This window comes from Gordonia sp. CPCC 205333 (assembly GCF_048537885.1).
Taxonomy (GTDB): domain Bacteria; phylum Actinomycetota; class Actinomycetes; order Mycobacteriales; family Mycobacteriaceae; genus Gordonia.
This window is the reverse complement of record NZ_JBCLVI010000002.1, coordinates 851,260-867,853: the sequence shown is the minus strand read 5'-3', so window position 1 is coordinate 867,853 and position 16,594 is coordinate 851,260. Positions and strand designations below refer to the sequence as shown.

General features: G+C 59.2%; 17 protein-coding genes. 9 read left to right on the top strand and 8 right to left on the bottom strand.

Annotation, left to right across the window (positions count from 1 at the left end; all coding sequences use genetic code 11):
* Positions 1–19: 19 nt before the first annotated feature.
* On the bottom strand, positions 20–382 hold the full coding sequence (locus AAFP29_RS09755) for a hypothetical protein (RefSeq protein WP_419217134.1): 363 nt from the start codon (positions 380–382) through the stop codon (positions 20–22).
* 329 nt (positions 383–711) lie between these two features.
* Between AAFP29_RS09755 and AAFP29_RS09750 the strand changes: the two genes are divergently transcribed.
* Complete coding sequence (locus AAFP29_RS09750) at positions 712–1,506, top strand: hypothetical protein (RefSeq protein ID WP_419217133.1); 795 nt, start codon at positions 712–714, stop codon at positions 1,504–1,506.
* Between the two features lie 42 nt (positions 1,507–1,548).
* Positions 1,549–2,019 (top strand): NUDIX hydrolase, encoded by a 471-nt coding sequence (locus AAFP29_RS09745; protein WP_419217132.1) that lies wholly within the window; start codon positions 1,549–1,551, stop codon positions 2,017–2,019.
* 14 nt (positions 2,020–2,033) lie between these two features.
* On the opposite strand, the gene AAFP29_RS09740 is transcribed toward AAFP29_RS09745, so the two are convergent.
* Positions 2,034–2,573: an HD domain-containing protein gene (locus tag AAFP29_RS09740; protein WP_419217131.1), complete on the bottom strand. Its 540-nt coding sequence runs from the start codon at positions 2,571–2,573 to the stop codon at positions 2,034–2,036.
* A 405-nt stretch (positions 2,574–2,978) separates the two neighbouring features.
* Positions 2,979–3,599 carry a hypothetical protein gene (locus tag AAFP29_RS09735; protein WP_419217130.1) on the bottom strand — a complete coding sequence of 207 codons (621 nt, stop codon included), beginning with the start codon at positions 3,597–3,599 and terminating at the stop codon, positions 2,979–2,981.
* 732 nt (positions 3,600–4,331) lie between these two features.
* On the opposite strand from AAFP29_RS09735, the gene AAFP29_RS09730 reads away from it, so the two are divergent.
* Positions 4,332–4,568, top strand: coding sequence for a hypothetical protein (locus tag AAFP29_RS09730; protein WP_419217129.1), 237 nt, complete (start codon positions 4,332–4,334; stop codon positions 4,566–4,568).
* A 183-nt stretch (positions 4,569–4,751) separates the two neighbouring features.
* Here AAFP29_RS09730 and AAFP29_RS09725 read toward each other — a convergent pair whose 3' ends face one another.
* Positions 4,752–5,399 carry an MspA family porin gene (locus tag AAFP29_RS09725; RefSeq protein ID WP_419217128.1) on the bottom strand — a complete coding sequence of 216 codons (648 nt, stop codon included), beginning with the start codon at positions 5,397–5,399 and terminating at the stop codon, positions 4,752–4,754.
* Positions 5,400–5,580: 181 nt separating this feature from the next.
* Here AAFP29_RS09725 and AAFP29_RS09720 point away from each other — a divergent pair, with 181 nt between their 5' ends.
* From AAFP29_RS09720 to AAFP29_RS09700, 5 genes are all read left to right on the top strand, one after another.
* Positions 5,581–6,024 carry an XRE family transcriptional regulator gene (locus tag AAFP29_RS09720; protein ID WP_419217127.1) on the top strand — a complete coding sequence of 148 codons (444 nt, stop codon included), beginning with the start codon at positions 5,581–5,583 and terminating at the stop codon, positions 6,022–6,024.
* A gap of 552 nt (positions 6,025–6,576) precedes the next feature.
* Complete coding sequence (locus AAFP29_RS09715; RefSeq protein ID WP_419217126.1) at positions 6,577–6,852, top strand: hypothetical protein; 276 nt, start codon at positions 6,577–6,579, stop codon at positions 6,850–6,852.
* A 271-nt stretch (positions 6,853–7,123) separates the two neighbouring features.
* The gene (locus AAFP29_RS09710; RefSeq protein ID WP_419217125.1) at positions 7,124–7,534 is read left to right on the top strand and encodes a DUF302 domain-containing protein; all 411 of its coding nucleotides are present in this window, start codon (positions 7,124–7,126) and stop codon (positions 7,532–7,534) included.
* Between the two features lie 74 nt (positions 7,535–7,608).
* Complete coding sequence (locus AAFP29_RS09705) at positions 7,609–7,842, top strand: metal-sensitive transcriptional regulator (RefSeq protein ID WP_419217124.1); 234 nt, start codon at positions 7,609–7,611, stop codon at positions 7,840–7,842.
* Between the two features lie 252 nt (positions 7,843–8,094).
* Positions 8,095–9,174 carry an FAD-dependent monooxygenase gene (locus AAFP29_RS09700; RefSeq protein WP_419217123.1) on the top strand — a complete coding sequence of 360 codons (1,080 nt, stop codon included), beginning with the start codon at positions 8,095–8,097 and terminating at the stop codon, positions 9,172–9,174.
* Between the two features lie 208 nt (positions 9,175–9,382).
* Here AAFP29_RS09700 and AAFP29_RS09695 read toward each other — a convergent pair whose 3' ends face one another.
* From AAFP29_RS09695 to AAFP29_RS09680, 4 genes are all read right to left on the bottom strand, one after another.
* Positions 9,383–10,324: an alpha/beta fold hydrolase gene (locus AAFP29_RS09695; protein WP_419217122.1), complete on the bottom strand. Its 942-nt coding sequence runs from the start codon at positions 10,322–10,324 to the stop codon at positions 9,383–9,385.
* Between the two features lie 51 nt (positions 10,325–10,375).
* Positions 10,376–11,530, bottom strand: coding sequence for a PDR/VanB family oxidoreductase (locus AAFP29_RS09690; RefSeq protein ID WP_419217121.1), 1,155 nt, complete (start codon positions 11,528–11,530; stop codon positions 10,376–10,378).
* Positions 11,527–12,429: a metal-dependent hydrolase gene (locus AAFP29_RS09685; RefSeq protein WP_419217120.1), complete on the bottom strand. Its 903-nt coding sequence runs from the start codon at positions 12,427–12,429 to the stop codon at positions 11,527–11,529. Before AAFP29_RS09685 ends, AAFP29_RS09690 begins: the two co-directional genes overlap by 4 nt.
* Before the next feature lie 1,297 nt (positions 12,430–13,726).
* A complete protein-coding gene (locus tag AAFP29_RS09680; protein WP_419217119.1) occupies positions 13,727–15,403 on the bottom strand; it encodes an FAD-binding dehydrogenase in 1,677 nt (558 codons plus the stop codon).
* Between the two features lie 72 nt (positions 15,404–15,475).
* Here AAFP29_RS09680 and AAFP29_RS09675 point away from each other — a divergent pair, with 72 nt between their 5' ends.
* Positions 15,476–16,096 (top strand): TetR/AcrR family transcriptional regulator, encoded by a 621-nt coding sequence (locus tag AAFP29_RS09675; RefSeq protein ID WP_419217118.1) that lies wholly within the window; start codon positions 15,476–15,478, stop codon positions 16,094–16,096.
* Positions 16,097–16,594 lie beyond the last annotated feature (498 nt).

Sequence of the window (16,594 nt, the reverse complement as noted above, 5' to 3'; positions counted from 1 at the left end):
CCACCCCGGTCAGGTGCCGCTATTTGGGTGCTCGTCCACCAGCGACACCATCAGATGCCGACGCCGGTACCGGTGGGGTGGTTGTTGTGGTGGTGAGGGTGTCGGCGCGAAATGCCACCCCGGACCGATCGCCCTGGGCCCAGGGGATCGCCACCAACCCGGTCAGCGTGACGGGTTGGGTAACAACAACTTTCGGATCACCCACGACGGTGACGGTGATGACTTCACCACCAGCATCATCCAATGCCAACACTTGCACTGCGTAGAGTTGCAGCCCGGTCGTGGGGTCGAGTTTGGGGCTACCTGAATCAAAATGCATACGAGGTTCGGGTGCCTTCGTAACAATGAACTGCGACCCACTGGTATCAATTTTCAACCGCATAACAAACGCCTCCAAGGTTGGGAATTATCTTGCTGTGCAACCACATTGACTGCACACCACCCACACAACCCCCAACGCGATGCCATAGCTACGCCATCACGACGTCACTCTGGCGACACAACAATGTCGCAGATACAGCAGGACTGCACACCTGAACGCACGGGCTACTGGGCGACTCGATCGACAAGTTCGTCCCAAATGCGTGGTTGCGGAGGCCATTCTCCTTTGGCCGTCATTTGGGCGACATTCCTGTGTCATGTCATGACAGACTGACGGCATATTCGGTGCCACGAGCAGTGGCCCCGCAGGGCCACAGGAGGATACGCAGGGTGCACGACGCCCCAGACGAGGACAACACGGTTGTTCAGGTGAGCGCGAATGAGGTCTTAGTCCACGCCGTTGCCACCTCAGGCCGGAGCATCGCGGAACTGGCACGCGAGGCAACACTAGAAAAGCGCACTATCGAGCGGTGGTTAGCTGGACAGACCTTTCCGCAGCGCAGAAACGCCCGCATCCTTCTCGACGTACTCAACAAGGACCGAGACAAACCGTTAGAACTGGGCGATGTGTGGCCCGACCAATTCCCACGCGCCCAGTCCCCAGATGCGGGAACCGTTGAGGTCAGCGTCTATCCGAGTCGGATTGCAGTACCAGCGGCGGTATGGATCGAATTGTTCGACAGCGCCCAGACCCAGATCGACATCCTGGTCTACGGCGGCACCTTCCTGTTCGACGGGGTGCCACGGTTTCCCAAGCTCATGCGGGCAGCGGCCGAGCGGGGTGTTCGTATCCGGTTCTTGGTCGGTGACCCCGACAGTGAAGCCGTCGCCCGACGCGGCCGTGAAGAGGAGATCGGGTCGAATTTGGCTGGGCGTTGCCGCATGACAGTGTCACGGCTCAAACCTCTCAACCACGTACCGGGCCTGACCGTGCAGCTGCATGCCACGCCCCTATACACCTCGATATTCCGGGGAGATGACACCCTCATTGCCAACCACCACCTGTTCGGTGCCCCCGCGAGCGACAACCCCGCCACCGTCGTCCGCCGCCAACATGCACCCGACCTGTGGGACGACCACATGGGCGCATACGAACGCGTATGGCACGCATCGAAACCACTATGACTCACACACCGCCGCAACAGCGATTCTCGAAAGGCTCTGCCCATGACTCGCATCGACTACATAGATGATCCCGACGCGCCAACGGCCAACAGTGTCGTTCCCTCAACAACGGCGATTGTCACCAACAATGAAGGGCATATCCTGCTCGTCCGCCGCCGCGACAACAACCTATGGGCGTTGCCTGGAGGTGGTATGGAATTGGGTGAATCCATCACCGAGACCGCCGTCCGGGAAGTGAAAGAAGAAACTGGGCTCACCGTGGACATCACCGGGCTGGTGGGCACCTACACCAACCCCAACCATGTTATGGCATACACCAATGGTGAAGTGCGCCAACAATTCTCACTGTGTTTCACCACTCGGCTGATAGGTGGCACCCTCGCTATAGACGACGAAAGCACCGATATCGCCTGGACTTCCCCCACCACACTCGATCAACTCTCCATTCACCCGTCGATGCGCCTGCGGATCACCCACTATTTGCAGCACCGCCCTCACCCCTACCTCGGCTAAGGTCTAGCTCCCGACTAATCGCGGCCTTTCACGCGTGCGACCGCCGCCAACAATTCCGGCGCTGACCGCGATACCGCCCGATGTACCGGGTCCTCAGCGGGGTAACGCGTCAAAATCTCTTCCACTCGCGCAGCCGGAGATACCGCAACCCCGTCGGGTCCGGTCATCATGTCAGCGCTGGTTAACGCATCCAACAGCTCAGTCGGTGGATGAGTGAAGGGTGCCAACTCACTTGTCAGGCCACGTTCCTCGGCTTCCACAGTGGCACCGGTGTGATACGCGATTAACGACGCCACCAGTTCAGGGAAGCCTTGCGAAAGCACAAACCGGGCACCATCAACCGGATGAAACCCACAATCACGCACCGATTCGGAGTACCCCACGTCATGCAACCAAGCCGCCGCCAGCAAAACCTCACGAACCGTCACCGGATACGACTGCGCCAGTTGCTCCATGGTCGCTGCAACGCCCTGCACATGCGCCCACCGCCGCGACTGGCCGGACAGCCGCTCTTCGGCGATCGACCGCGCGCGCTCGATCAGCTCCACACTCACCCCATCAACACTACCGAGGCGGCCTACGCGCTTCACTGCACTCGCTCTGCTCCCGTCCGCTGCGCTCCCGTCCGCGCCACTCGCTCCGCTACGCACTCCACCCGCCCAATCCCCAAACAAGTGAACTAGCCGCGCATCAGCCCGGACCCGCCTGGCGCCCACCGATGCCACCGTCGTCTTGACCGCCCCGAGCTCGCGTGACCACCGTCGCCGCGCAGCTGGTTACAATTTTCTCTACTTGTATCAAGCTGCGCGACCGAACTGTCACCCAAGGCGCACAAGCCCCTACTGCATGTTTTGTGCGTCCAGCAGTCTTCGCAACTATCGGGTAAACGGCTGAACTAATAACTCAACGTGAAGTGCTCCAACAGAACCGCGCTGTCGGAGCACTTCACCTTCTGCGTTCTATCTTACGGCGATTGATTGAACGTCGTTGGGATAGCAACTAGTTTGCTTCTGTAGAGTGGCAGTCGCAGCAATTACAATCGCGCTATCTTTTGAGATGGTCGGAGTTCTCAACTCGTGGAGTTGCGCGGCACTTAAACGTGCTGTTGGAAACGTCGCAAAGTAGATTCGGTCGTTAACTCCGGGCTTTGGTTCCTTTCCGCTGAGTGCTCTCTCGGCTGGCAGGGTCTGGCAAACGGCGACAATAGTTAGATCCTCAAGCTTGTATCCTTCGGGTTTGTCGCTACCCAATCCGGGTGCGCCCAATGTAACCGGCGCTTGTTGATACAGATTCTTTCTCTGTGAGTAACCTAACAAATCTTCACCGCTTTTTACGGTTCCGCCGATAAGGGCCTCATATTTCACTATTCGCGACGGCGAAAAACTATCCGGATTTGAAGCGGCCGATGCTGCGGGGCGCGCCTCGTAACTAACTTTGTCCCACGCGCTCAAGATGAGGGGGCGAACTACGAAGACCGCTAACAGTAGAACGAGGATTGCGAGGCCGGCGATCTTAGCCCAACGGCGTTGAGTAGCGCCAGCATGTGCGTTCCCAGGCTCTGGATTCTGCTGATTACTCATACTAACTTCCACTTTACATCTTGGGTGTAAACGGTGGTCGTACAGTCGTAGATATGCCCTACGGTTGCGCCAGACCGCGTGTCTACTACATCAAGATTATATACATAAGCTTCATATATTTGGTAGGCCACCATCTCCCTGCCCGGGGGGCAGGCCTTAGGGTCTTCAGTCGGAGGTTCCGTCTGCACTCCGAGCTTTGAACTTTGTCCTGTTGTTTCCGAGAATGACTGGGATACCGCAGCGTTCAGTTCGACGCCCGAGATTCCAGCACTCATGCCGGCCTCAGATTCCTTTCCGACTGAGCTCTCGGTTGTAATTTCGACTTCGGAGGTGCGAGTGGTCTTCACGCCGCACTGCGCATGTCCGACTGGGTTAGTTCCCACGCCGCTTCCGGTATGCCGGATATCTCGAACGATGTAGTCGTAGTCTGTGTAACAGTAGTCCCCCGCTAACGCGTATGATTTGTGTTGGCCATACGGGCAGCTCTCCCACGCCCACTTCTTCTGGCCATCTTTGCCATTAATATGTGCGCCTTCTGTAAGGCTCAGGGACGAATTGCAGATAACACCGTATATATCGCAGAACTTGTTTGGTTCAGTCTTACGTTCGTTGATTGGGGCTTCTGCAGGTCTTCTGCCTGTGGGGGGCTCTGCCGTAGCTCGGGAGGGGAGGGGGGCAACACTTGGATTCGCGCTGGATGTGCCCTGAGTCGCGTTCCCTGGTGCCCGGACGATGGGTGTTTTGCCTGGTGTGGGTATGTCGGTGGGGGCGTGGACGCCCATGTTGGGGCCGGGGCCGGGTGTTGTGGTGGTGGTGCCTGGCAGGGTTGCTGGTGGTGCGGTGCTGGGTGTGGTGGGTGTGGTGGTGTTGGGGTTTTGGCAGGTGTATGGGACGGGTGGTGCGGGTGCGTCGGAGATGGTTTTGCCGGGGTGGGTGGCGACCCAGGATTGTTTCCACGCAGTGTTGTAGGTGTTGGTTTCGCGGGCGCAGCGTTCGGCGGGTGTTTCTGCTGAGGCGGTCGGGATGGCGAGGACGGCGATCGCCAGTGCGACGGCGAGTGCCAGGACTGCGGCGATGCGGGCAAGTAGACCCGTGATCGGTGCCCGCGTGCGGGCTGGTGTGGTCTTCATGGTTAGTTGTTTCCCCCTGGTGTTAGAGCCACATGCGGGCTGAGTAGACGGTGGTGGTGTCGTCAGAAGTTTTGGTAGATACTGAGAAACGGGCGAGGAGCCTGACGGTGGTCGGTCCTACACATCCGTCGACTGAGACTCGGATTTTTTTGGCTCTGATGGAGGCGTGATCGGTTTGCAGGGTTTTTTTGCCGAGGCTGAATTCGCTGATTTTGCCGGGGGCGAGTTTGGAACTGATGCTTGGTGCGACTGAGGCGCTGCCACCGATGCTGGCGCTGGGGACGCCGCTGATGTTGACGCTGGCGTTCGGCCCAATCGACGTCGCCAACCCTAAAGTTGCACCGTCGGAGACATCGACTTGGCAGCCGATGATCAACACTTGTTCCAAGATGGCTGATTGGACATCTTCGCGTCCGGCACCGGTAATGGTGCCCTTCACTCGCGAGGAGATCCATCCTTCGCGGGAGGCGAAACTGTTGGCCACATTCGACATGGGGTTGACGACCAACTCCGAGGCCCGCAGATCAACGTTCCAGCCGTCATCGGTGACCAGGTGATCATGTTTTGACGCTAGCGGTGTCGGCGTAGCGTTCGCCGTCCCGACTAGTCCTGCTGCTGTGAGAAGTACGGCTGCACAGGTGGCAGCGATCCCCCCGACCCGACGAAACATTCGTGTACCCCTTGTGTGCTGCGCTGAAACCAGGTGTGGTTGTTAAACTGGAAAATCAATATGATCACGACTGTCGAAGATGCGCAACTGCCCTCCTTACAAAGGCCGTATTTGTGCAGGTTAGAACGCCTAAAACCGTTTCCGGACCGGAAACGTGCAGCACATAGACAGGAGTCTTGACGTGTCCTCACAGCCTTCGCGGCCGACACTGGTGGAGTTGTTGGCGGGGTTGTTCGCCGCCACCACTGATCCCGGCGGCAGGGTCGTGACCGCCAAAGAGATTGTCCACCGCACTCGCCGGGTGGGGCCGGGTGAGGTGGGTGAGTCGTATTTCAGTCAACTACGCAGCGGTGTCGCGGCCACGCCATCGTTTCGCACGGTCGAAGCCCTCGCGGCGGCGTTCGAGGTTGATATCGCCTACTTTACTGCTGACTTTCACCACCATTTTGCGCACGCGACGATGACAGATCGGGTTTGGCGGGCCCGCGCAGACCGCACCAACCACTACCACCAACTCGTCTTGGCGATGGCCGATCTTCCCCGACAGCAACACGACGACATCACCACTCTGATCAACGTCCTGTACGACCACGAACACACCCGTTGTTCCTGTCACGCTTCTTGAGCCAACACGACCACCGATCCCCGCACCCAAAAAGGTTCAGGAAAACCCCGCAATCAGCCGTTGGCTAACAGGGCGCAGCGCGTATCTTCCAGAAGCTCAGCGCGCCCAGTTCGCACACATCTGGCACCAGGTGACTGCTCAGTACACCACCACGGTCGAACGCGACGCGGCACTGACTGCAACATTGCGATTTCTGACCGGGCAGACAACCCCCATCGACGCGAGGACCGCCCTTAAACGTGCGCGTGCTGAACTCAAAGCAGCAACCGCAGCCGCCCAACAAATCGCAAACTATGTGCTCCTGCCCCCTGAAAGGGTTGTGCACCCGCATCTGACAACCGCGCGGGTCTGCACCACCGGCCGCGCGGGCGTTCCAGATCGGGGAAGTCTGTTTTAGGACTTGCCAGGTTCCTTGAGTCGACGATTGCCCTGTTGGCGCCTTGGACAACGTATATCCCCCGCGCGGGTATTGTTTCTGTCATTCGTGTCCCGCTTACTGGTGACACGCACGGCCCGGGCAATACCCCCAGGGGTACATACTGAGGAGGCGAGATGCGTATCGATTGCTGCGTCGACCCGGCCTGTCCGTTCGCGTGGGCTACGTTTCGGTGGTTGACCGATGTCGCCGGGCGTCATGGCGGCGTCACGCTTACTCTGCGGCAGATGAGCCTGGCGGTCTTGAACGCTGATGTGATCGCGAAGGGCGATATGGATCCAGGTATGGCCCACCACATGGAGGTGTCGCAGTCTGGTGGTCGGCTTGCTGGCCGCAGCCCGCCGAGGCGTTCGGCGATCTGTATGCGGCTGTCGGTCGTCGCGTACGTCTAGATCAGGCCAACATCGATATCGAGGTGGCGCGCACAGGGCTGACCCATGTGCCCACGCGAAGACATGACCTGCGAAAAGAACACCTGGCCCGGGTGCGGACGCCACGTCGACGCTATCCGGCGCAAGGTGCCACCCCGCAGTGGTGCGACGGGCACCCCACATCCACCAAAAGATCCATGTCCATCCGATTGACAGGAGGGACGAGTCCTCCCGTCGATCACCTTCGCCCACAACTGACGAACTTACGCCCAAAACAACGAAGGACAGAACCATGGAACTCGGACTGACCACCACACTGACCGACACCGACTTCGCCACTGCCCGCGAGAAGGTGACCGCCGCGTTGAAGGATCAGGGATTTGGCGTGCTCACCGAGATCGACGTGCAGGCAACTCTCAAGCAAAGGCTCGACGAGGACATGGAGCAGTTCACCATCTTCGGCGCCTGCAACCCGACGCTCGCGCACAAGGCACTCGGCGTGCAGCCCCAGATCGGGATGCTGCTGCCCTGCAACGTCGTCGTCCGTGCCGACACCAGTGACGCGACCGGCCGCACGATGATCGTCGAGGCGATGAACCCCAACCTCATGGTGTCGATCACCGGCGAATCCGACCTCGAGCCGGTCGCCTCGCAAGCCACCGAACTCCTCGGCAAGGCTATCGCCACCCTCGGCGGCGCCTGACCCCGCTACCGCGAACACCTCAGGGTTCATGCCCCCCGGGGGTACGGTGGACTCTTTACACGGGAGGATCTGACATGACCGGAGACGACGAGACGCGCACCCTTGTGCTGAACCGGCTTCGCCGGGCGCACGGACAGTTGAGCGGCGTGATCTCGATGATCGAGAACGGCAGAGATTGCAAGGACGTCATCACCCAGCTCGCCGCGGGATCTTCGCCGACGGCGGCGCCCTCGAAATGGAAGTCCACCGATTCCAGCAGATCTACAACAGCATCCGACCGCATCAAGCACTCGGCGGCCGGGTTTTAACGGCCGCCTATCGTGCATCCTCAACCCGTCCGCGGTGAGTCCCGTCATATCAGTGACAACGGTCGATTCCCGGGTGGCCGATGCGGCCGTGATCGACGCGGCAGCACGAGGGACGATGCCTCGACAATCCGCCGCGTTTTTACCAAGCGCTGACTCAAACCCGGCCGGCATTCCTGCCAACTGCCAAGGCAATGTAGACCGTCAGCGCGTTTCGACGACACGAAACTACTACGGGACGTAGTATCAACTGGTATGAAGATAGGAATAGTGGGTGGCGGATTTGCAGGACTGTCGGCTGCGATTGCCTTCAGACACCACGGCCATGGCGTAACTGTGTACGAGAAAACGGCTGAGCCGCCTGCAGGCGGCGGGGCAATTTCGTTGGCCCAAAATGCGTTGACATGCCTGGAAATGCTCGGTGTTCGGGAACGTATCAGCACCACCCGCTGGGCAGACACTCCCGCGTCGGTGCGTAGCGCCAACGGCAAGGTGCTTGTGCACAGCACACTGCCCAAGCTCACGGGCGGAACCGAATACGCGACCGTGCCGCGGAGCCAACTGCTGAGGTGGCTGACAGAACAGTTACCAGCAGACTCTGTGCAGTACTCGACCTCCGTGACCGGTGTTGATCCCGACGGATCAGTGCAGATCAGCGACAACGTCCGCAAGTTTGATCTTGTGGTCGGGGCCGATGGCCCGAACGGAATCGTCAGATCCACCCTGTGGCCCTCGGGGCCCGCTGCACGGCTGATCAACACCACAAATTGGGCATGGTTTGTCGACAAAGATCTTCGCGAGGGGTTCGGCACTATTTGGGGCCGGACAGCCCAGTTCGGCGTTCTACCGCTCAACGACGGCCGTACCTACGTTTATGGTGGCGCCTCGCGGCACGACATTGAACTATCCGCGTTTCGCGATTGGCCAGCACCGCTGCCTGAATTGATCAACGCCGCAAGACCGGAACACATCATCCGACCGCGCATTCTCGAAGCCCGACCACCACGCCAACTCACGCGCGGACACGTTGTTCTCATCGGCGATGCGGCGCACACCATGCAACCCACCTTCGGCCAGGGAGCCGCACTGGCGATGGAAGACGCCCTAACCCTTGCCTGCCAAGGCACCCAGGCACTGTCCAGGCGGCGGCGCAGAATGCTCGCTCTCTACGCAATGTCGAAGGCCGGCGCCTATTTCGCCACGCCACAAAACGCATTCCTGGAAATCGCCCGCAACACCGCGCTACACCTCACACCCGGCCCCGTCTTCAACCGCATGGCCGGAACAGCGAGCCGATGGCAACCACCCAAAGACCTACAGACCAAAATCCTGTGAAGTGCCCTGGGTTTAGTTCCGACTTCTATAGCAAGATGGAGTATGCCGCGACAGTGTCCGCCAGAGTTCTGGCAGGGAGGCTGGCCGCCGCCTCGCGCTCCCGCCAGAACGCCGCCCCGGCCCTCGTAACCAGATAGGAACAAACCGGGGGACATCGACAGCCCTTGCTGGAAGCTGGGTGCCCTTACGAGCATTCACTCGCGCTTGACTACCTGGTTGCGTGGCGATAGGTCATCCTCGATCGCGCAAGTTCAGCGGACGGTGGGCCGCCGTTCACGGCATCGGCCAGTTCTGTTGCCGCAGTGGCCAGTTGCCGTGGCTGGGAAAAGGGCAGCCAGTGGCTGCCCTTCATTACGCGTAGCCAGGTCTGATCTACCCACTTGGCCTCGTCAGCGTATGCGGGACGCAGCATCACAGGTTCCAGCGTACCGACGATGTTCTGCACTGGGACGGTTGTCGGGCGGCCAACGGCGCGAAGTGGGTTGGTGGACATCGTCGACCGGTAGATAGCAATGCCGCTGATCATGTCCTCGAGGAAGGTCGGCGACAGCGAAATTTCCGACGGCGACACCCTCTCGAGCATGCCGATCGCGAAGCGCCACCGCCTTTCAGTGACAGCGATTCGTAGCACGAACTCGGGAACAACGGGTATCATCATCAAATACATGTAGGAGACCACGAAAACTTGGGCGAATACCTGCATAAGGTTTTTCGGGGTCGGCCGACTTATGCGAGACCGACCCCATTCAACTAGGTGGCCGCGGCTAAGGCCGGCAACTGCAGAAAAGGATGCAACGCGTTGTTCAGCCCCTGGCCTTGTGACCAGTTCCCACGCGGCGGCACTGCCCCAATCGTGGCCCATGATATGGACCGGTTTATCGGGACTGAGCTCGGAGATCACCGCTTCATAGTCGTCGGCCAGCAATGACAATGTGATTTCAGTGGGGTCAAGATTCGACATATTTCCAATCCATCGATTGTCAATGGTAACCACATGGAAGCGGTTGGTGAGGAACGGAACCACTTTGTCCCAGAGATGATGGCTATCTGGCCACCCGTGACACAAGATAATCGTGTCGCCGTCAGGATTTCCTTGCTCATAGATGACAATCTCGACGTCGCCATTCACGATGGTTCGTGGAGTTTCCATGCTATTTACCTCCAGAGTTACATGGGCAGTACGGCCTCTACTACGCGAAGTTCACTGAATGTCGAGCACCAATTGTTCGCCGCGCGGCGCGCGCGAGACACAAATCAACATTTCGTTTTGCTCTCGCTGGGCATCATTCAATGTGTTATCTCGATGATCGATTTCTCCACCTAGCGTCTTGATTTTGCAATTTTGACAGTATCCTTGTTCGCAGGAATATGAGACCAATGGTCGAGATTCCCGGACGACTTCGAGAATGCTCCGATCTGCTGGAACCGACAGAATTTCACCTTCCTTGCCCAGCTGAATGTCGAAAGGCTGACCATTGACTATGGGCGGCCGGCTAAACCGCTCGGAATGAAACTCGACTCCCTCGCGATGCTGCACATCAGCCCGCACTAGTTCCATCATTGGCGCTGGCCCGCAGCAATATACCGCAATTTTCGAGTGGACGTCTGGTAGCAGATCGCGGGCGCTCGGCAGACCTGATTCGTCGTCCGTACGGATTGCCACACGTTCACCATATGGTTCCAGTTCATCGAGGAATGGCAAGCCTTCAGGGCTGCGCCCGGTGTATGTCATTGTCCAATCAACTCCAGCCTGATCTGCTGCACCCAGCATGCTCAGGATCGGAGTGATTCCGATTCCTCCAGCGATGAAATGCAGCCTCCGGCCTTCGGTGTCACCTTGTCCCATCGTAACGAGTGGAAACACGTTCCTAGGGGTACGGGCACGAATCCGATCACCCACTCGCAGATTGTCATGCATTTCAATAGAGCCACCGCCACCATCTGAGATTCGCCGGACGGCGACCCGGTAGTAGCCACGATCATTGAAATCCCCACACAAGGAGTAATGGCGGATCCGCCCTGAGGGGAGCATCATGTCGATGTGCGCACCAGGCCGCCAAGCAGGCAAAGGGGCACCGTCCGCACCACTGAAAGTGAAGCTCACCACACCATGATCGGCCGCCACAGACCTGCGCTCGACCAGACACAACTCAATAGTGCGGTCAACCACTTGCGGTGGAGTGCCGGTTGGCGACAGCCTGCCGAATAGCCGAACCGCAGGACCGACAAGCGCATCGAATGCAATCAGCACCGGATCGTGCTTGAAGTTTGCGTAGAAACTCGGCGGAACACCGCCTTCAAGGTGAAGCAATGCACGACGGCCCTCGATGGTCTCTGTGGTCGGCCGGGACATCATGTTGCGCTCCGCTGCTTCACAGCCCGCGACTTCGCCAGGTAGGCGAGAGCCTCGGACGCGTTCCCCGTACTCGCCGGACTGTAGTCACGATATGCGCATGCTGCCGCCGCGTGACGCATTAAGCTCCACGGAGGCATCTCACCGCGCCGCTGCGCCTTTGTGAATTCCCAAAAGACACGAACAGGGTTCATCTTCGGCAAAGTAGGATCCCTGCGGATTAGCAACCACGCACCGGCTACCGCGGCGAATGGAAAGGCCAGTGCGACGACAGCTGCCATCGGCGCTAATCGCGCCCGACCGACGCCGAAGTACTGCGCGACATTCCATGCGACGCACCGATGTTCGACTTCCTCAGAGCAATGCCAGCGAAACATATCACTGAGCGTCGGATCGGCATCGTGAACCTCAAAATCAAAATTCGAGAGAACCCAATAGCTCAGGGTGTTCGTCATGTGCTCGGCAGCGGCGGTCATCGCCAGCATCTGAACGATAACTGCATAGCGAAGTCGTTCCGGAAGCCTGTCGATCGCCGCGATCATCCGGTCATAACCGTAGTCAGCCTCTTTGACCATCGGTCCAAGGTCAAGTCCGTGACGTTCCAGGAACTCCCACACAGCACGGTTGTGTACGTCCGCGTGCACGCCTTCCTGCCCGATGAACCCGATCATTTCCTCACGGATCGAATCATCTTTCACATAGGGAAGTCCCCGCTTGAACGAATCAACAAACCCTCGCTCCCCCAGCGATAGCGCAATATGGAATGCCGAGAACGCGTGGGATAAAAGCGGCTCACCGGGAATCCAATGCAGGGGTGCTGCCGACAGGTCAAAATGTACCTCTCGCGGACGAACTGTTACGTCCTCGACTAAGTCCTCGGCGAGCTTCTGCTCCTTGGTCAATTGGTCCGGGCTCATGGAATCTCCTAGTTTCTAGCTGTCGGAGACCGGTTGCCGAGACAGCCGATCGCGGTTGCATAGATCCAGAGCCTGCGGCCGACGCCAGAAGTCGTGAGACTTGCCGCTTCTGCGCGGTGACGGTTCGCCTCCTCTGCTTCTCATGCGGGCTCTTACTCGTAGCTAGTACGGTACTATGAGTATCACATACTGTGTGTACCAGTGTCGCGCGTTTCATGCAATAGGACCTAGGAGCCCCTGGGCATTGACGGCGGTCATTGCGCTTACCGAACTTGGCGGGAAAGAATCGGGCACGCAGTTCAATTGGGCTTTCCGCCCGGTGCTGACGTCGCTTTGTTCCGATGGCGGTGCTGCCGACGAGCTCCCCGCTCGTGGTGCGCTCAGGGAACGAGCCGAGCGCGCAGTCGCTGACGGGCACCTGAAGGTTGTGGTTGGGTGTCGTACCGCCGCAATCGGATCTGACAGTGGCCAGATTTCTATGATCGGCGACATTGGCCACCGGGTCGACCAGTTTGACCAGGTGGTCGCGTTTGCTGGATTCCGTTTTCGATCTGTCCTGGCCGACTGAGATCCAGCTCGCACTCGACACCTCTCTGCAATGAGGCGCGACGCGCTGGTCAGGAGGCAGACAATGCTCCCGCCCATGCCAAGTTTCGCATTGGCCGATTTGCACGCTATGACTACGCGCATGCTTTGCTCAATGAGGCCCGCGGTCTGCCTGGTCTGCCACCGCGATGCATGCTTCGTTGTTCGCCGCCACCGCCGAGATTCACCCACATCAGCAGGATCATCACCAGGCATTAACTCTGTTTGACCAAGCTGTGTCTCTGCTTCCCGCAGACACCAGCGACCCAGCAATGCCCTACCTGGTCTCGGACATCACCCACTTGACCAGGCGGCGAGGGCATGGTGTGGCTTTGCTTGGTGATCCTGCGGCGATCGACTACCTCAACTGGCGTTCTCGATCAACTTGACCCAAGCATTCGTGCGCGTCCACTGTCCGGTACATGCAGACCTGGCCGCCGTCTTCACCGCAACAAAACGAACGCAAGCAGACCCACCACCGCGCGCCTCACCGCCAAGCTCGCACGGAGCATGCGTCCGAACGCAATCGTCGCCACTTCCAAACGATCACCGGCAACGCGCAAACCCCTAAGAGCTAAGCTCAGCCAGCTGAAATTCGTCAGCATCAACCCAGCCGGGATCACCCGCCCGCCCGTATCAGGTTGTCTGGCGACTTTTCTTTCGGCGCCTAATGGTGCGCCCGCCACTGCGGTCGGGGTCATCTTGTGGTGCTGGTCGCCACTGCGGCTGCGCGTCCTGCGGTCATCCCGGAGAATATGCATCCGCCCAGGAAGGTGCCCTCCAGAGCGCTATAGCCGTGTACGCCTCCTCCGCCGAAGCCCGCAACCTCGCCGGCGGCGTAGAGTCCAGGAATTGGATCGTCGTTGTGTTCGGTGAGCACCCGCGCCGAGAGGTCAGTCTTCAATCCGCCTAATGTCTTGCGGGACAGGATATTAAGGCGGACCGCGACGAGTGGACCGTGCGCCGGATCCAGGAGGCGATGGGGTTTTGCTACACGAGTCATCTTGTCTCCGAGGTACTTTCGCGCGTTTGTGATTGCATGCAGCTGCGCGTCCTTGCTATATGGGTTGCCTATCTGAAGATCCCGGGCCTCGACCTCAGTTCGGACGGTGTCGTAGTCGACAGTGCCGCCCCGGCCTAACCGGTTCATTCCGTCGACCAGCTCGCGTAGGTCATTGGCCACAACGAAGTCCGCGCCGCGCTTCTTGAACGCCTCCACCGGACCTGGTTCACCTTTCGACATGACACGGCCAAGCGTTCCTTTGATGTCTTTTCCAGTGATGTCGGGATTCTGTTCCGAGCCCGACAGGATGAACTCTTTCTCGATGATGGTTTGTGTCAAGATAAACCAGGAGTAGTCGTATCCGGTGGACAGAATCGCGCGCATCGAAGTGTTGGTATCGAATCCTGGGAAATTCGGAATCGGCAACCGCTTCCCGTGTGCATCGAGCCACAGCGATGACGGACCGGGAATTATTCGGATCGCGTGTTCCGGCCAGATCGGATCCCAATTGTGGATTCCCTCGGTATACGCCCATACGCGGTCTCTGTTGATGATGTGTGCGCCGGCCTGCTCGCTGATCGCCAGCATGCGGCCATCTACATGTGCGGGTACGCCGGCGATCATGTGATTGGGGAAGGGGCCGAGTCGTTCTGTCGGCCAGTACTGACGCAAGAGATCGAAGTTGTGACCGATTCCTCCGGAGGTCACAATGACCGTTCGTCCTCGAATCTCGAACGGTTCCAACACTGCGCGGCTCGATGCGACGCCGCGAGGTTCGCTGGAAGGGGTAAGCAGCTGACCTCGGACTCCGACGGCGGCTCCGTTCTCAACGATTAGTTCGTCGACTCTGTGTCGGAACCTCAGCTGTGCCAAGCCGGTTGTCTCGGCCCGTTCCACAGGTTGGCGAAATACCCGTACCACTTCCGGGCCGGTACCCCAGGTGAGGTGGAAGCGGGGAACTGAGTTGCCGTGTCCGGATGCGAGCCCGCCGCCTCGTTCAGCCCAGCCGACAACGGGAGTGACCCTGAGTCCCAGGTCGTGAAGGTACTGCCGTTTGCGATGCGTTGCGAATTCCACGTACGCGCGAGCCCAGCGGCGTGGCCAATGATCATCGCTTCGATCGAAGCCGGCCGAATTTAGCCAATCACTGTAAGCGAGTTCGAACGAGTCCCTGATGCCTAGTCGGCGTTGCTCGGGAGAATCGACGAAGAATAGGCCGCCGAGGGACCAGAATGCCTGGCCACCAAGGTTATTGCGGTTCTCCTGATCGACGATCACCACGCGCCGTCCGGCTTTTGTCAACTCGTGCGCGGCGACAAGCCCGGCGAGGCCTGCGCCGACGATTACTGCGTCAAACTCTCCAGGTTCCATTTCATAAAAGTATCACGAGTCGGTTTATGGCATGGTCTATCGTGAGATTCCTCGGCGACCTACGGAGGACTGATGGCTAAGGGAGCGCCCACGCGTGCCCGTACTACCGCGCGGATTATGGATGCTGCAGAGGGACTATTCGCTGAGAATGGGTTTCACGCGACGTCGATTGAAGACATCTGTCGGGGCGCTGGTGTTTCGCGCAGCGCCTTCTATGCGAATTTTCCGAACAAAGACGAGGTGTTTCTCGGGCTGTTCGATAGGCACGCAATCAACCTCGTCAGTGAGATTGAACGAGGTGCGCAGGAGGTGAAATCGCTAGAGGGGGTAGTCGCCGTCACGCTAGAGGTTCTTTCTGAGCAGGGTGCTGACGAGCGCCAATGGGCATTGCTGTCCACCGAGTTCTCCATATACGCTGCACGGAACGCGGCTGCGGCCGCGGCGCTCAACGAGCGGGATCGGGCGCTGCGCTCACAGTTGCGAGACATCCTGGGGCGCATGGGATCCGACCTATCAGACAGTGAAGTGACGCTCTTGGTCAGGGGGGCAATCGCCCTCTATGAGGGGGCGTTGTTGCAGTCGATGGTTGAGGGGGCAGACGACCTACCGGTGTTGTTATTGGCGCAGTTCGCACGGTTCGCCGCCGACAAGGTATTCACCGCCGAATCGGAGGCCAGCGACGTACTTCGATAGGCCATCGCTCACGCCCTCGCTGGATATGAGCCACCGCAACTTTGTTGCAGGGTAGTCATGCTCGTTGTGATGGCGAATCTGCGCATGGATGAATCGGTCCCGTGGCGACGGATTTGTATGGAGTTTGCTGGAAGTGGTCGTGAAATACCCGATGTCGACCTGGATGCGTCCGCGACCGAGGCGATTGAGTGAAGCTGGGTCGGGGAGTGGTGCCGCTTTGATCTGTTGCTCTTCGCCCACCGGGTGGATGCGCCGACCCGTCGTGCAGTCGGCGACCCCCCAGCAGCACTGCACAGTCCTAGTGAATCCAGTGCATCGAAGAAGGCGCGTCAGAATCCCGGCTAGCTCCAGGGGGAACGTATCTATGTTTGCAGGCTTCGAGTATTTGCGCACTTCAAGGCGCCGTGCGGGGTTCTGGGTTCCAATTTGCTCGTCAAAGGTCACGCTGGCTTGAGCGGCACGATCGAAAATCGGCGCTGAGTGATGCCGAGCTACTGG

Coding starts and splice junctions, on each gene's coding strand:
- AAFP29_RS09755 (WP_419217134.1), bottom strand. CDS start 382: ATGCGGTTGAAAATTGATACCAGTGGGTCGCAGTTCATTGTTACGAAG.
- AAFP29_RS09745 (WP_419217132.1), top strand. CDS start 1,549: ATGACTCGCATCGACTACATAGATGATCCCGACGCGCCAACGGCCAAC.
- AAFP29_RS09735 (WP_419217130.1), bottom strand. CDS start 3,599: ATGAGTAATCAGCAGAATCCAGAGCCTGGGAACGCACATGCTGGCGCT.
- AAFP29_RS09730 (WP_419217129.1), top strand. CDS start 4,332: ATGGGTGTTTTGCCTGGTGTGGGTATGTCGGTGGGGGCGTGGACGCCC.
- AAFP29_RS09725 (WP_419217128.1), bottom strand. CDS start 5,399: ATGTTTCGTCGGGTCGGGGGGATCGCTGCCACCTGTGCAGCCGTACTT.
- AAFP29_RS09715 (WP_419217126.1), top strand. CDS start 6,577: ATGCGTATCGATTGCTGCGTCGACCCGGCCTGTCCGTTCGCGTGGGCT.
- AAFP29_RS09710 (WP_419217125.1), top strand. CDS start 7,124: ATGGAACTCGGACTGACCACCACACTGACCGACACCGACTTCGCCACT.
- AAFP29_RS09705 (WP_419217124.1), top strand. CDS start 7,609: ATGACCGGAGACGACGAGACGCGCACCCTTGTGCTGAACCGGCTTCGC.
- AAFP29_RS09700 (WP_419217123.1), top strand. CDS start 8,095: ATGAAGATAGGAATAGTGGGTGGCGGATTTGCAGGACTGTCGGCTGCG.
- AAFP29_RS09695 (WP_419217122.1), bottom strand. CDS start 10,324: ATGGAAACTCCACGAACCATCGTGAATGGCGACGTCGAGATTGTCATC.
- AAFP29_RS09690 (WP_419217121.1), bottom strand. CDS start 11,530: ATGATGTCCCGGCCGACCACAGAGACCATCGAGGGCCGTCGTGCATTG.
- AAFP29_RS09680 (WP_419217119.1), bottom strand. CDS start 15,403: ATGGAACCTGGAGAGTTTGACGCAGTAATCGTCGGCGCAGGCCTCGCC.
- AAFP29_RS09675 (WP_419217118.1), top strand. CDS start 15,476: ATGGCTAAGGGAGCGCCCACGCGTGCCCGTACTACCGCGCGGATTATG.